Here is a 15,305-nt window from a genome sequence, read left to right as displayed (position 1 = left end):
TCCCGCATCGTAGCCAGTCACCAGCGCAGGGAAGCCGCGACCGGAAGGTGGTCGCTGCCGGTGGCCGGAAGGGTCCACGCGGCCACCGGAGCCATCCCCTTCACCAGGATTTCGTCGATGCGGACCACCGGGAACGAGGCGGGCCAGGTGAAGCCGAAGCCGTTGCCGGCCTCCCGCTGCGCCGAGCGCAACCGGGAGGTCACCGGCGCCAGCGCCGAATCGGTGGTGGTCCCGTTGAGGTCGCCGAGCACGACGACCCGGGGCAGCGGCTCGGCCCGCACGGCGTCGGCCAGCTTCAGCGCCGCCTCGTTGCGGCGGCTGGTGGTGAAACCCGCGGTCGGCAGCACCCGTACCGACGCGAGATGGGCGGCGAAGACGGCGACGGGCCCCTTCGGGGTGTCGACCGTGGCCCGCACCGCACGAGTCCACGGCATGATCGGCACGATCTCCACGCTGCGCATGGGGTTCTTGCTCCACAGACCGACACCGCCGTGCACCGAGTGGTACCGGTACGTGCCGGCCAGTTCGCGCTCGTAGGCGAGCGTGGCCGTAGCGGACAGCTCCTCCAGCGCCAGGAGGTCCGCCCCCGAGGCGGCGAGCGCCCGCGCGGTGCCCGCGGGGTCGGAGTTCGCCTCGTCCACGTTGTGACTGATAACCGTGAAGTCCCCGCCGCCGGAGCGCTTGTCGGTGAGCACACCACCGAAGAGGGACGCCCACACGACCGTCGGCAGCAGGACGGCGCAGACGGCGAGCCGGGAGCGGCTTACGGCGGCGAGCGCGAGCAACAGCGGGATGCCCAGTGCGGTCCACGGCAGCAGCGTCTGGAGCAGGCTTCCGGCATTGCCGATCCCGTTCGGCACGTGGGAGTTCAGCGCCATCACCAGGGCACAGCACAGCGCGGCGGCGGCGAGCAGCCGCCCCCGGCGCGCGGCGGGCGGGGTGCCGGGGCGGCCGGAATCAACCGGCGTATCGACCATGTCCCTCAAACTCTCTGGTGCGCTCGGCACGGAATTCCCCTCTCTCGACATCGCGTACGCCGGAACGGGGTACGACGACAGCCTCGGAGGGGCGCACTTCCAACCCGTCAGGGGAGCACTTCGAGCACCGCACAGCCATGTATCAGTCAGGTTTCACACCCCCGTCCGCGGGCTCGATGGACGCGGGTGACCGTCCGAGGGCCTGGCGCGTCTGCGAGCGGCCCGGAGGCGGCAATCAGCCCGGGCAGGGCCCGGCGGCGCATCCGACCACTTGGCGCACCCGGGCCGCCGGGTTCCCACGACACGCCCTGCGACGCGCGGTCCCGAAGCGAACGGAAGCGGCACTCCTACGCGGATCTGCCGGTCCGCATGCGCCGGCTACTCCGCGTCTCCAGGTTCGGCGCCATGCTGGACTGGATCCCCGCACGGGGGAGTGCCGCACTGATCTCGATGGCCAGGACCATCTTCACCGGCCGCTACATCCCGCCGTCGCTGGAGGTCCGCAACCGGCGGTTCCAGACGAAGATGCAGACGTAACCACCGGGGCGATGGATCAGCGTGGAGAGCACCGCGCTCAAGCATCGTGGCGACATCTCCGGGACGGTCGACAACCTGGCGCCTGGACGCACGTCCTTCAGAGCGAGGGGAGTCCACCTCAGCCCCGACAGCATCAAGAGAGGCAACGATGCCGACCATATTCCGCCCGCGCCCGCGCAAAACAGCCGCCATGGCAGCCCTTGTGCTCGCTACGGCCACAGCGGCCCTGCTGCCGCAGACCACTGCCTTCGCCGTGGCACCGGAGTCCATCACGACGCATTCCGGTGCCACCACGGATCAAGAGCGCCGCCAGGTCGAGGCATACTGGACCCCGGAGCGCATGAAGCTGGCAGGCGCCTTGGTCCCCGAGATCACCCCCGTGCCCGAGGACGACAACACGCCCGACGATCCGCATCCGCTGCCCGCCGGCACGCCTGACCCTGGGGCGACTTGGCGGCACGGGGGCGCGGTGGCCAAGAGTGTCGGGCGGCTTTTCTTCACCTTCCCCGACGGCTACGACGGGAGTTGCACCGCAACAGTCGTCAACAGCGCGAACCGCAGCACGGTCATCACCGCCGCGCACTGTCTGAGGAGTGTCGGGGCCCCCGCCGACGACGGCACCTGGAACCACAACCTCTACTTCGTGCCCGGCTACCGCAACGGTACGAAACCTCTCGGCGGCTTCAGCATCAGGAGCATGGCCACTTCCTCTCGATGGAACGCCGATCCGGGCAGGACGACGTCAGAGGACATCGCCGTCGCCGGCTACGACACGGGAGTCCTTGTGGCCAACCCCGCAACCGCCGGACGACGGATCGCGGAGGTCACAGGAAGCCAGAAGATCGGATTCACCGAGCCCGTCAGGGACGAGTTCATCCACACCTTCGGGTACCCGAAAGGCCAACTCAACGACCCCAATGCCAAGTACGCCGGGTCACGCATGATCCACTGCGCCGGTCAGGCTCGGCCGGCTCCCAAGGCGCCGCTTCTGTGGGGTGAGCCCTGCGACATGACACACGGGGCAAGCGGCGGACCCCACTTCGCACAGTTCGACACCCGGACCGGCACCGGCACCGTCGTCGGCGTCACCACCACCAGCGCCGAACTCGCGGGCGGCGAGACGCCCATGCTGTACGCCACGCGCCTGGGCGACAGCGCGCGCCGCCTCTACAACTGGGCGCAGACGCGCTTGCTCTGACCGTGCTTCCGGTCGTGTCCGGTCGGCAGCGCGATCTGCCGGCTGGACACGGCCCTCTGGGGCCGGCCTCGGGCCCGTACAGGTGGTCGGGGTGCGGCCCCGTCGCGGCCCTGCGGGCCAGAGCCGCACCCCGCACAGCCCCACGTATCCGGCTTCGGGCCGGTCGGGCTGATCAGGCACGACAGCCGGATCAGCCCGCTCTCCCGGCCGGGTCCTCGTGGGACGGATCCCCAATGATGGTTGTCCCGCAGTGGGACGTAGGCTGCGGCTCATGCAAGCGTTGATCGCTGCCGTCCGTGAGCAGGAAGAAGCTGCCCGCTTTCTCGCTTGGCCGGGTGACTTCGACCTTGACCGAGGCGATCATGTCGAGGAAGTGCACCTCGCCTCGGGTGCTGCGCTTGAGGGCTTCGCCGGCGATGGTGCTGGAGGCACGTTCTTCTTCTGCGGTGAAGGCGGAGAGGAGCGTCCGATCCTCTACGCCGACTCCGAAGGAGGTGCGGCTCTGGTTGCCATCGGCCTGCACGAGCTGGTGCGGCTGCTGCTGGTCGTCCCGTGGTGGCAAGGCTGCCAGGCGTTCACGGACGAGGAGAGCCGCGAGCTTGAGGCTGAGTATCTGGAGGACATGCCGGACCTCGCGGCCAGGAGGGACCGTGCTGCCGCAGCCCTTGGCCTCGATCTTCCGGGTCAGACCGAGGTCCTGGCTCGCTTGAGGGAGGTGGCCGCTCGGCCGGGGGAAGACTTCGTTTTGATCTACACGCGGGAGGGGCACCCCTACGAGCCGCTCTTCACGGTCTGAGGCTCAGGCCGCGGCGAGACCCCGCTGGGGAGGCCGAGCCTCGAAGGTGCGCTGATTTCCCGCTCCGGCGCACGCTGTGTCATGCCACCAGCCTGGGGGCCCAGGTCGTCCGTCGGCCATCCGGCGATCGTCGGGTACACCCCCGCCAAGAGGCTGGCCCCCCTGCACACTGTGATCGCTGGCGTACGAGGCCCACAGGGCTCTGCCGTCCAAGGCGTACAGCACCACGTTGCGGTCCGTCTGTACGGCGAGCCGGTCGACGTCCTCGCCATTGGTATCGGCAGCCCACACCGGCCCGTCGTCGGGTAGACCACAAAGGTGCCGCCGTACGGAGCACGACCCGCTGGACGCCTCGCGCACTCGAGCGTGTGGGTGGCCTACAACTCGCGTGCGTTCCAGACCCACGGACCCATGTGCTCGGTTCACGCGCGGGTGGCGGATGTGGTTGCGTGGGCAGCACCCGAACTGTCCCCCCTGGTGTGGCCAGTTCCGTCCGCAGCTGCTGGTTCACCAGCGTGAGCTGGTTGAGCGTGCGGACCAGGCCCTCGACGTCGGCGCGTAGTCGAGTGAGTTCCTCGGCGTCGTTGGCCCGGAGTTCCTTGTGCTTGATGACCTGCTTGCGTAGTCGCTTTTCGCTGTCCGGCGTCTGTCCGCAGGCCCGGACTCTGCCGTAGAGATCCTCCTTCAGGTCGAGGTGGCGTTGGGTTAGCGCGTTTCTGCGGACTTGGGCTTGCTCCGCGAGGGCGACGACGGTCAGTGCCCCGTTCGAGTGCTGCGCTCGTCCGTCGGGGCCCGGTCCATGGCGGCCAGGATGCGCCCCGCGTTCGTCTGCTGAACAGCAGGGCGAGGGTGTGAAGGCTGCTGGGGAAGACGGGGACGGCGATGGTTTCTTTCGGGGAGGGGAGGGCGGGGAGGACCTGGGGGAGTTTCCGGCAAGGCCTTGGCGCAAGCCGGGGACAAGGAGGCGGGTGCGTGCTTGCGGGAGTGGGACGCGCACACCGGCCAGGCCGAAGCACGGGCCATCCCGCTCCCCGAGACGCTCACCGCACGTCTTCTGGAGAAGGCAGAGCGGAAGACCCACCAGTTGGCAGCGGACTGGCGAGCAGGACCAGGCATGTACGCGGATCTGGGACTGCGGCCTGAGAGCAGGGAAGCTTTTCGCGGTGAATGCGTTACGCCATTGGCATGAGCGCACCAGCGCAGTAACCATTCCCCTCAAAGTGGTCAGGAAATGATTTGGTTCGGGTAAAGCGTCGCCCTGCCGCGGCGGTTACCTCGTCATTGATGCGTATCGCACCTTGAGGAGCCTGATCGTGAGTTACGGGAACGAGCTGCGGGAGCAGATCGCCAAGCCGGGGACCATGCCGCTGATCGGCGTGCACGACATGTACTCGGCGTCGGTGGCGGCCGGGCACTATGACGGGATGTTCGTCTCCGGCTTCGGCTTCGCGGCCTCCTACTACGGGCTGCCCGACATCGGCTTCATCGCCTGGCCGGACATGGTCGCCTTCGCCCAGCGGCTGCGCGGGGCCTTCCCCCGACACCACCTCCTGGTCGACATCGACGACGGCTACGTGGACCCGGAAGTCGCCTGTCACGTCGTCGAAGCCCTGGAACGGGGCGGCGCCTCCGGTGTGGTCATCGAGGACCAGAAGAGGCCGCGCCGGTGCGGGCACGCGGATGGGAAACTGGTGCTGCCGCTGGAGGAGTACCTGGACAAGCTGGAATTGGTGCTCGCCACCCGCAAGGACATGGTGGTCGTCGCGCGCACCGATGCCACGGAGGAGGATGACATCCTGCGCCGGGCCGAGGCTCTGGCGGCCACGGACGCCGACGTCGTTCTGGTCGACGGGGTGCGCAGTGTGGAGTGGATCAAGCGGATCCGCACGATGGTCGGGGGAAAGCCGCTGCTTTTCAACCAGATCGCCGGCGGCAAGTCGCCTCGTCTGTCATTGAGTGAACTGACCGATCTCGGCATCGACGTGGCCGTCTACAGCACGCCCTGTCTGTTCGCCGCACACCGGGCCATGGACACCGCGCTCGCCGAACTCCGCCTCGCTGACGGGCGACTGCCCGCGGTCGACGCCGGCCAGGAGATCGGCATCGCCGAGTCCACCCGCCTCCTGGCCAAGAACATCACCCGTCACCACTGCGTGCCCGCCGGCCGCGACAGTGCCAGCGTGATCGCGTGAGCTTGACCCGGGCACGGGCCGCCGCCTACCTCGCCGTCCTGGCTCTCGGCGCCGCCCGCCGCAGCCGGCGAGAGTCTCCTCACGATCATCGACAACCCCAACGCCGACTCCGTCGTGGAAGTTGACCGAACCGCGAACCCGCAAAACGGCCGCGGCGCCGCGGGTAACGACCACGAGGCAGGCTGGCCTCGTCTTGTCCGTCAATGACGCTCCCCAGGGACTCTCTTCGACCCTCACGTTCCAAGATCGGTTGAGATACGGCTTCTGAGCCGTCGCGCTGGACCTGGGGCACACCCTTTCTCATGATTTCGTGAGGATCCGAGTTCGAAGAAGCGTGAACGAGGCACGGCCATGCATGGCCCGCTTGAGCGTTGTAAACCCTGTTGACGTGACCTTCGATGATGCCTGAGCTCCAGTGGAGGGTGAGGCGAGGACACTTTTGTCGGACTGGACGGTGGTGGTGCTCAGTGCGGTGAGTGGCGACCTCGGAATCGCTCAGCAGATCCTCCGGGCGTGGCAGGGGCGAGGCGCCCGGCGAGGTGTGTGTCTATGTCCTGTCGCATGATCGCCTGTAGAGGGGGAAGCTGCGGCCTCATACACAAAGCACCGTTCCTGTGCAGGAGTTGGGGGGTTCGGGATGAGCCGTATGAGGGAGTTCAGCAGATGGGTGGCCCTGCGGCCCTGGATGCAGGGGGCCCTCGTCGCGGTGTTCGGCGCCGGGGTGATTCTCCTGCTGGGTCCGGGCAGTTCTCCGTTCGCAGCCGTGCTGCGCGGCATTTCGGGGGCTGTGGGGGCGACAGCCGTGATGATGATGATCCGCCGCAGGGAGCGCAGGGCTTCCGGGGTCTCTACCGCCGAGGATTACGTGTCGCTGGATGACCGTCTGCGTCACGGGGAGGTGCCCGACTCGCCCGAGGAGCGGGCCGAGATGGGGCGCCTGGTGACGGATCGCTTGCGCCGGGTCCGCCACCGCCGCTGGGCCCTCATTTTCCTCTTCTTGATGTTCGGCTCGGTCACGGTCTTGGCGGCTGTCGGATCTGGATTCCGTCAGGGCGCGTTGACGGGTGTCTTGAGCGCCGTCTTCCTGGCGTGGATCACCTGGTACGGCGCCCGCCAGCAGCGGCTGCTGCGCCGCATGGCCGCAGAGTTGGCGAGCGCAGCCCCCGGAAAGGTATGACGCGGCAGGGGGCATGCGGCCAATGAGCGATGCGTCATACAAGGCCTTCTTGTCCGGTACTCCGCTCTTGATCGTTGCGGTTGTCATCATCGTTGCTGTCGGGAAAGCTTCCGCGGTACGTCGAAAGCGCTGAGAGGCTTCCAGATAAGCGGACAACGTTACCCTGACGACCGAAGCCGGCCCGGATGGGAAGGTCGCGGTCCGGGTCCGGTACACCGGCGCCGACGAGTGGTACACCCTCACCGGCAGTCCGACTCCGCTCCCCGCTGGCGGTCTCGCAGCCTTCCACCAGCGCGTTGTGGAGGCTGTGCAGGCCGACGGCGTCGCGCAGGTCCCCACCGCATCTTTGTGAGAACCTGCCCGCTGTGCGGCCTGGGCACGGCATCGTTGTGTTCAGGCGACCACGGACCGTGGGCTGCCTGAAGGCGGGGCGTGTAGGACGGACGGGCCGTGGTGAGTACGCGCGAAATTTGGACGACACGCAGGCGTCTCGACCAACACGTTGTTCAACTATTCCCCCACCAAAGAAGACCTCTTCTTCGATCGCCAGGCACAAGTCGAGGGCCGTCTCGCCGCGCTGGTACGCGACCGTGCGCCCGCCGACTGTCCCGTAAAGACGATCCGCGACGACCTCCTGGCCGCCCTGCGGCGCGACGACCCCGCACTCAGGTTCCGTGTCGACGCGCGCCGGTTCTGGCAGGTCATCCACGACAGCGCCGCACTGCGCGCACGCGAACGCGAACACGAGATCAGTGAACGCGCCGAGGCCGGGCTGGCGGCCGCACTTGCCGAACGGCCACCGGAAACCTCCACCGGACCGGGCCGGGACGGCCACCCGATGCTCGCGCTCCTCGTAGGGGCCATCGCCGGCACACACCGGGCTGCTTTGCGTGAACCGCAACAACGGATTCTGTCCGGCGAACCACCCGCCGACGCCCGCGACAGCGTAGCCACCGCGGCAGTCCGGGCATTCGGCCTTCTCTGCACCGGACTCCACACCGACGCCAACCAGGCGTCACAGGAGCCACGGCTTTCCTCGGTAACCCCACAGCCCGGCCGAGGCATTCAGGTCATCCCAAGATCCGACGTCAGCGTTTCTGTGATCGGCGCGGAGCGGCGCGGGGAGGCCGCTGGCCGGGGTCACGGCCTTGCGGGGGCTTCGAGACGGCGGAGGACCTGGGCGGGGTCGATGTCGTTGAGCCAGGTGCCGAGTCCTGCCGCCATGACGAGGGGATCGATGCCCAGGAGTTGGCCGATGTAGTACATCTCGCGGACCGTGTATTTGATCAGTCCGTCTTGGCGTTTGCTGATCTGGCTCTTGGACATGCCGAGGCAGCTGCCGAGCTGTTCGTAGGTCAGTTCCGCGCGAAGCCTTCCGTGCTCTACGGCTTCGATGAATCTGAGCTCGAGTTCGGTCACTGCCTCCAGGGCCCGCTGCTTCGCCGTCTTGTCCATGCTTCGCATTGTAGCGATCCGGGTTGCGTACATGCCATCAAGAGGTATCCCGACACAACCAGAGTCTCTCCAAAATACTGTGGAGTTTCTCTCAAGGAAACAATTACTGTATTGTCGGCAACGTGAGTGACTGTGAGAACGAGGACGGGTACAGATCCGCTCCACACGGGTGGGCGCCTGCGCACTCCTGGCGCTGGTTCCTGATCCGCGCCGCGAAGCACGTCCCTAGAGCGGCCAAGGACCAGCCTCAATGGAAGTTCCTCGGTGCGCAGTTCTTCGCCATCCTCCAGGCTGTGGGGCAGGCCGCGAATGAGGACGGCACGAATGCCTTCCTGGGGACCGACACGCTCATGGCAGTGGGGCGGTGCAGCAAGTGCGCCCGCGGTGATGACGCACATCGGGATGGCCCTGGGCGGGCTGGCCGGACTGATCACGGCCGGGCAGATGGCGCACGCGTACGAGACTCCGCCGCACGCGTCGGCCGTGTACGCGTGCATGGAGCCAGGCTGGCCCACCGCGGTGCACTGGCTCGGCGACTGCCGGGCATATGGATACGACGGGACCGCTCTCATCCAGTGGAGCACTGACGCCACGATGGGCCAGTGGCTGCGCAGGAACGGGGCGTCCCGGTGGAGATCGCCAAACGCCACGACAACTGGCCCCGCCTCGGCCTGTCCCAGGCCGGCCCGGCAACCTGCCGCCAGGTCGAGATCCCCGAGACCGTCCCGCTCATCCTCCTGGTCACCGACGGGGTATCGGACCAAGTGAATCCGACGGCACTGGAGACGCTGTGCCGTCTGCATGCAACTGATCCGCAGGCCCTGGCCGGCGCCTTGGTCGCCGCCGTCAAGGAAGACGGCGACGGCTACCGCGACGACGCCACCGTCATCGCGATGCTGCGCTGCTCCCGCTGACGGACCCGGCTGACATTGCTGCATGGGGGACCTGATCGAGCGGAATGAGGTTCGGGTCGTGGGGTGCCGCTGTAGGCTCCGCCCGCGAGGAACCGCGGGCGGAGGGGGACTGTCTCTCCCTTCGCCGGATATAGCCGGGCAGATGTCGGGCGGGGGGAGCCATGGGAATGCAAGGGGCTGGTTCGGAGCCGGAGTTAGGGGCGGAGGACGCGACCGTCGTGTTGCCCGCAGTCATCGGCCCGTACGTGGTGATGCGGCCGCTCGGCAGTGGTGGGATGGGCGTGGTCTCCCTCTGCAGGACCGGGTCGGGGCGGTTGGTGGCGGTCAAGCAAGTGCGGGAGGAGTACGCGGACGATCCGGCCTTCCGCAGCCGTTTCCGGCGGGAAGTGGCGGCAGCCCGCCGGGTCAGCGGCGTGTACACGGTGCCCGTGCTGGATGCCGATACGGACGGGCCTCGGCCCTGGCTGGCCACCGCGTACGTCCCCGGGCCGACGCTCGATCAGGCGCTGCGGATCTGCGGCACCTTCCAGGAGCCTGCCGTGCGGGCCCTGGGGGCCGCCCTCGCCGAGTCCCTTCAGGTCATCCACGCGGCCGGACTGGTGCACCGGGACTTCAAGCCGGGCAACGTGCTGCTGTCCACCGACGGCCCGCGCGTGATCGACTTCGGTATCAGCAAAGCCCTCGGCGAGACCCGGCTCACGCTCACCGGCACGGTGATCGGTTCCCCCGCCTTCATGGCGCCGGAACAGATCGCCTCGTTCCACGACGCCGGACCGGAGAGCGACGTCTTCGCGCTGGCCGGAGTCCTGGTCTACGCCGCCTGCGGGGAGGGGCCGTTCGGTCCCGGTGATCACGGCGTGTTACACCGCATCGTCACGGACGAACCCGACTTGCACGCCGTCCCCTCCTCCCTGCACCCGCTCCTGCTGCGGTGCCTGGACAAGACGCCTTCCCGGCGGCCCCCTCTCGATGCGGTGCTGGCCGGGCTGGCGCCCGCGCGCCCGCACGATCTACTGGTCCCGGCGCTCCAGGCGGATCTGACGGAGCGGGCCCGGGACGCCGAGCTGATGGCGGTGGCACCGCCCCCGCCCCGCGCCGTGCCCGACGGGGACCGAAAGAGGTCCGCGCCCAGCCGTCGCACGGTCCTGCTCGGCGGCCTCGCGGCCGCCGCGCTCGCCGGAGGCGGGGTGGCCGCAGCCGTGTGGGGGCCCTGGAAAGCCGGAGACGGCGGCAGCAAGAACGCCGGCCCCGCCCCGTCTCTCGGCCCGACCGCGCGCCCCGTGGTCCTGACGGCCCCGCCCGCGCCTCTGTGGAACGAGCCGCTCCCCGACTCTCCGAGCGGAATGCCCCAGGTGCGGGCGACCGGCGGGACGCTGGTGCTGCAGGACTCCAGCTTCGGCGGCTACACGGTGGCCGCGTTCGATCCCGCGAGCGGCACGCCCCGCTGGAGCCAGAGCATCGCGACCTCGATGCAGCTGAAACAGCCCTCCGGAGCGCTCCCCCGGGGAACCCGAGTCCTCGGCCCCATCAACGCGGGGCTGCTCGGCACTTCGATGAGCACGGCCCTGGAATCCATGGGGCAGACGAGCTTGATCGTGCTGGACCCGGCCACCGCCCGCGTGCGGTCCACCCTGGGTCTACCGAAGGGCGACAACGTGGTCACTCTGCTCTCCGCCCACGAGAACATGGCCTACTGCCTGGTAGACACCTTCAAGGGAGGCCTCACGCCGGGCGCGCCGTCCCCCGACGCTACTGCGGGTCCCGGTCTCAGCGAGACGGCCACCGCCATCGACCTGAGCGGTGGAGGCGTCCGGTGGCGCAAGCCCGTGGTCCCCAACTCCACGTCGCGGGTCAGGTACGCCGCCGATCGCCGCGGCTTCTACTACACCGAGAGCACCAAGACCGGCTTAACCCTGTACGCGCTGAACGCCGCGGACGGAACGCCGCGGTGGTCCGTGGACGTGGCCGCGGACCCCAACAGCCAGCTCCCCCCTTATATGCAGGCGGGCGGAGGATCCCTCACCTCCTCGCTCATCGCCGTCGGTGACCTGCTGATCGCCATGCACCAGAAGGCCGGAATGAGCGCCTACGACGCCGAGAGCGGGCAGCGTCGCTGGGCGCTTCCCATGGCCGGCGCTTCGGCCCCCATTGCCGTCGGAGACCTGCTGCTCGTCAACGACTTCCGGAACGTACACGCCGTGGACCTGCACACCGGAAAGATCCGATGGCGCGTCGAAAGCCCCGTCCCACTGTCTCCCCTTCCCGCGTTCTCGCCCACCCTGGCCGCGTCCACCCAGGTCACCGTGGTCCTGTTCAGCCCCGCGATCAGCGGTCTCGGCATGAACACCGGGGAATTCGCGTCCGGCTGCCTGGTGCTGCGGACCTCCGACGGCAAGCAGCTCTGGGCGCTGCGCGACAAGCCGGCCGCCTCGGCGTCCTCAGCCGCGGTTTTCGCCCCGGGCTCTGCGGCACCGTCGCCTTCCGGCATCGGGGAGGCCACCCGCCTGGCGGAGGCGTTCTGGGGCGTGGGGGCACAGGACGACGTCGTGTTCGTCAGCGGCGGCGGACGCGTGCGGGCCTACCGGGCGAACGCGGGATGAGCGCCCCACCGCCCGCTGCCTCTTCATCCGCTTCCTCCTCGTCATCCGCTTCGTCCTCTTCCGCTTCGTCGTCCGACAACTCCTCGTTCACCCAGCCCCTGCCGCCTTCGGCGGCCACCCCGCTCCCGGTGCGGGTCGGTCCGTACCGTGTGGTCAGGCTGCTCGGGTCCGGCGGCATGGGCAAGGTCTACTTGGCCTCCACCCGGGCAGGGCGGCCGGTGGCGGTGAAGGTCGTCCGGGAGAGCTACGCCCAGGACCCGCGCTTCCGCGAGCGGTTCCGCGCCGAGACGGAGGCCGCCCTCAAGGTCAGCGGCGCCTTCACCGCCCCGGTGCTCGCCGCCGACCCGGATGCCGCGCAGCCCTGGCTGGCGACGGCCTACCTCCCCGCCCCCACCCTGAGTGAAGCCGTCACCGCGCACGGGCCGATGCCCGAAGCCACGGTACGGAGCCTGGCCGTCGGCCTGGCCGAGGCCCTCGCCGCCGTCCACGCCGCAGGGCTCGTACACCGCGATCTGAAACCGTCCAACATCCTGCTGACCGACGACGGGCCGCGCGTCATCGACTTCGGCATCGCCCGCAGCGTGGACGGGACGGGCCCAACCGCCACCGGACAAGTAGTCGGTACCGCCGGCTATATGCCGCCCGAGCAGGTATCCGGGCGTACCTGCACGGCTGCCGGCGACGTCTTCTCCCTCGGCGCCACCCTGCTGTACGCGGCTTCGGGCCACGGAGCCTTCGGGAGCAGCGCACTGCACATCGTCCTGTACCGCACCGTGCACGAGGAACCGGACCTGGAGGACGTACCGGAGGGACTGCGGGCGGCCCTGGCAGCGTGCCTGGAGAAGGAGCCGTGGAAGCGGCCGAAGGTGGTGGACCTGGCGGCGCTGTTCGGCGGGCCGGACCTCCCAGGTGCGGGCTGGCTCCCTGAGGCCGTACGCCGGGAGGTGCGCCGGCGGGAGGAGACCGTCCGGGCGGCACTGCCTGCCGGCGGTTGGGCAGGGCGCCTGGACCGGCGCCAGGCCCTCGCGGCCGTTGGTGCGATCGCCGGGGCCGCGGCGCTCTCGAGCTGGTACCTCGCCGACTCCGGGGAGGACCCGTCCGTGCAACCGCCCAGGCAGCTGTGGCGAAAACCGCTCCCGAACGGATTCTCCACCGTGGTGAAGACGGCGCGGGGCCGACTCCTCGTCTCGGGCAGCAGCGGGGCGGGTGCAGCCGTCCTCGACGCGGACACGGGCGAAAGCCTGTGGCAGAGCGCACCCGCGGCCTCCGCGGCCTCCGCGGCCTCCGTGACGGACGGGCGGACCGTGTACGTCATCGAAGTCGACGGCGCCGTCCACGCCCGGAACCTGGAAAGCGGCAAGGAACGCTGGCGGTTCGTCCCGCCGGGCCCGGCGCAGCCGGAACTCACAGACCTGACCGTGCAGGCGGGCGAGGACGGATGGGCGTACGTCACTTCGGCCCGGACCGGGAAGCTCTACGCGCTCGACGACGGGGGGAAGCCGCGCTGGGACCGGGACAGCCCGCTCACCGCCGTCCATCCGCGGGGCGCGGTACTGCTCTGCGTGGCGCGCAGGCAGGCCGGAGCGGACGACCGCCGTACGCTCTACGCCCTCGACCCTCACTCCGGAAAAGAACTGTGGCGCCACCCCTCCGACATCGTGGGCATCGGCGACAACCCGGGGGCGCGGCTCGTCCTCGCCGTGCTGCACGACACCACTGAGCTGACCGCCCTGCAACTGGCCGACGGGCACCCACTGTGGAGTATTCCCAGCGGCCTGACGCCGGAGGACCGGCTGCAGAACGGGTTGCTGGCGGGCACGGCACGGCTCAGCGAGGACGGGGCGACGGTGCTCTTCGAGCAGAGCCTGACGAACGGGTCCTTCGCGGCCGTGGACGCGGAGACGGGCAGGCCGCTGTGGCAGGGGCACGCGGAGACGAGGCAGCAGCTGAGCCCGAGGGGCAACACCCTCTTCACTACTGCGTTCCCTCCGACCGGTGTCGACCTCACCGCCGGTCGCGGGCCGCTGACGGCCTACGGGCTGCGCGACGGCCGGCGGCTGTGGCACACCCCGGACTTGGGAAAGGGCCTGCACCAGGTGCTGGCGGCGCAAGACGGCCTGGTCCTGCTCGGGATCACCGGTGGCAGCCGACCCGGCCTGTACGGGTACGCCGAGTCGGACGGGAAGGAGGTGTGGCGCCTGCCGCAGGAGGTCGGGGCGCGCGCCCCACTCAAAGCTGCCATCACCTCAGGCAACCGCCTGTGGGTCTCCAGCGGTGACCTGCTGTTCGCCTTCGCCCTGGACTAGGCGATGTTTCTCGGATCTCGTGACGTGGGTGGGGTGTTGGGGTCAGGCTGTCGGTATGGGCCGTGGGGATCTGACGAACGCGGAGTGGGACCGGCTGGAGTCGTTCCTGCCTCCTGGTGGTGCCCGTGGGGGCCGGTGGAGTGATCACCGCCGGGTGATCAACGGGGTGCTCTACCGGGTCCGGAGGGGTGTGCAGTGGCGGGATCTGCCGGAGCGGTTCGGGCCGTGGGAGACCGTCTATAAACGCCATCGCCGCTGGTCGGCGGATGGAACGTGGACGGTGCTGCTGTCCCGTATCCAGGCTGCCGAGGACGCGGAGGGCCGGATCGACTGGGACGTCTCGGTGGACTCGACAGTGGTGCGGGCCCACCAGCACGCCGCCGGCGCGAGGAAGACGCCGGCGGCCACCGATCCTCAAAAGGGGAACTTGCGGGGGACGAATCAGGTCGATCCGGTGTTGCGGAAACTGGTGGTCCGGCTCGAGGAGGTGGTCCGATCGTCGAGTGGCTGGGACACTCCCGCGGCGGATTCACCGCCAAAATCCACCTCGCCGCCGACGGGCGATGCAGGCCTCTCGCCTTTGTCCTGACGCCGGGCCACTACGGTGACGGCCCCCAGTTCGAGCGGGTATTGGAGCAGGTCTCCGTGCCCCGCATCGGCGTCGGACGGCCTCGGACCCGCCCCGACCATGTCCTGGCAGACAAGGCCTACACATCCCGGAGCAACCGCCGCTACCTGCGACGACGCGGAATCCGGCACACCATCCCCGAGCGCCTCGACCAGCAAAGACACCGCAAGAACCGCGGCTCCCGCGGTGGCCGCCCCACCGGCTTCGACAGCGAGCGCTACAAGAAACGCAACACCGTCGAACGCGCCATCAACCGCCTCAAGGGCTTCCGCGCCGTCGCCACCCGCTACGAGAAACGCGCCTACATCTACCTCGGCACCGTCACCCTCGCAGCCCTCATCATCTGGCTCCGAACATGATCCGAGAAACGTTGCCTAGTGCCGTGACCGGGAAGGTTCGCCGGGTTGGGTGGTCAGGCCGCGATGGGTAGGGGTCTGCCGCCCCAGCGAAGGCCTCTTTCGCTGCGGATTCTGGCGCGTTCGCGTCGTTGGGCGGCGAGGACGTCGGGGTGGCGGGCGTTCTGGT

General features: G+C 69.2%; 10 protein-coding genes and 2 pseudogenes. 9 read left to right on the top strand and 3 right to left on the bottom strand.

Annotated features, from left to right (window positions below; translation table 11 throughout):
• Nucleotides 1–17: 17 nt before the first annotated feature.
• Nucleotides 18–977, bottom strand: coding sequence for an endonuclease/exonuclease/phosphatase family protein (locus tag ABZY31_RS28105; RefSeq protein ID WP_356415647.1), 960 nt, complete (start codon nucleotides 975–977; stop codon nucleotides 18–20).
• A 405-nt stretch (nucleotides 978–1,382) separates the two neighbouring features.
• On the opposite strand from ABZY31_RS28105, the gene ABZY31_RS28100 reads away from it, so the two are divergent.
• From ABZY31_RS28100 to ABZY31_RS28080, 5 genes are all read left to right on the top strand, one after another.
• The gene (locus ABZY31_RS28100) at nucleotides 1,383–1,514 is read left to right on the top strand and encodes a hypothetical protein (RefSeq protein WP_356415645.1); all 132 of its coding nucleotides are present in this window, start codon (nucleotides 1,383–1,385) and stop codon (nucleotides 1,512–1,514) included.
• A gap of 148 nt (nucleotides 1,515–1,662) precedes the next feature.
• Nucleotides 1,663–2,712, top strand: coding sequence for a hypothetical protein (locus tag ABZY31_RS28095; protein WP_356415642.1), 1,050 nt, complete (start codon nucleotides 1,663–1,665; stop codon nucleotides 2,710–2,712).
• Between the two features lie 271 nt (nucleotides 2,713–2,983).
• Nucleotides 2,984–3,508 carry a hypothetical protein gene (locus tag ABZY31_RS28090; protein WP_356415640.1) on the top strand — a complete coding sequence of 175 codons (525 nt, stop codon included), beginning with the start codon at nucleotides 2,984–2,986 and terminating at the stop codon, nucleotides 3,506–3,508.
• Nucleotides 3,509–4,821: 1,313 nt separating this feature from the next.
• Nucleotides 4,822–5,700, top strand: a complete 879-nt coding sequence (locus ABZY31_RS28085; protein ID WP_356415638.1) for an isocitrate lyase/PEP mutase family protein — start codon at nucleotides 4,822–4,824, stop codon at nucleotides 5,698–5,700.
• A gap of 646 nt (nucleotides 5,701–6,346) precedes the next feature.
• Nucleotides 6,347–6,877: a hypothetical protein gene (locus ABZY31_RS28080; protein WP_356415636.1), complete on the top strand. Its 531-nt coding sequence runs from the start codon at nucleotides 6,347–6,349 to the stop codon at nucleotides 6,875–6,877.
• Between the two features lie 1,140 nt (nucleotides 6,878–8,017).
• Here ABZY31_RS28080 and ABZY31_RS28075 read toward each other — a convergent pair.
• A complete protein-coding gene (locus ABZY31_RS28075; RefSeq protein ID WP_356415633.1) occupies nucleotides 8,018–8,332 on the bottom strand; it encodes a hypothetical protein in 315 nt (104 codons plus the stop codon).
• 602 nt (nucleotides 8,333–8,934) lie between these two features.
• Between ABZY31_RS28075 and ABZY31_RS28070 the strand changes: the two genes are divergently transcribed.
• The 4 genes and pseudogenes from ABZY31_RS28070 to ABZY31_RS28055 all read left to right on the top strand — a co-directional run bounded on the left by ABZY31_RS28070 (nucleotide 8,935) and on the right by ABZY31_RS28055 (nucleotide 15,139).
• Nucleotides 8,935–9,246 carry a SpoIIE family protein phosphatase gene (locus ABZY31_RS28070; protein WP_356415630.1) on the top strand — a complete coding sequence of 104 codons (312 nt, stop codon included), beginning with the start codon at nucleotides 8,935–8,937 and terminating at the stop codon, nucleotides 9,244–9,246.
• Nucleotides 9,247–9,464: 218 nt separating this feature from the next.
• Nucleotides 9,465–11,846, top strand: coding sequence for a PQQ-binding-like beta-propeller repeat protein (locus ABZY31_RS28065; protein WP_356415627.1), 2,382 nt, complete (start codon nucleotides 9,465–9,467; stop codon nucleotides 11,844–11,846).
• A 128-nt stretch (nucleotides 11,847–11,974) separates the two neighbouring features.
• The gene (locus tag ABZY31_RS28060) at nucleotides 11,975–14,152 is read left to right on the top strand and encodes a PQQ-binding-like beta-propeller repeat protein (RefSeq protein ID WP_356415624.1); all 2,178 of its coding nucleotides are present in this window, start codon (nucleotides 11,975–11,977) and stop codon (nucleotides 14,150–14,152) included.
• A gap of 55 nt (nucleotides 14,153–14,207) precedes the next feature.
• Nucleotides 14,208–15,139, top strand: a pseudogene (locus ABZY31_RS28055) (IS5 family transposase).
• 53 nt (nucleotides 15,140–15,192) lie between these two features.
• Here ABZY31_RS28055 and ABZY31_RS28050 read toward each other — a convergent pair.
• Nucleotides 15,193–15,305 (bottom strand): annotated as a pseudogene (locus ABZY31_RS28050) (IS630 family transposase); the annotation flags it as partial.

It is taken from the genome of Streptomyces sp. NPDC006529, from assembly GCF_040611795.1.
Lineage (GTDB): Bacteria > Actinomycetota > Actinomycetes > Streptomycetales > Streptomycetaceae > Streptomyces.
The sequence above is the reverse complement of the archived record's forward strand: the minus strand, read 5'-3'. Positions and strand labels throughout refer to the sequence as shown.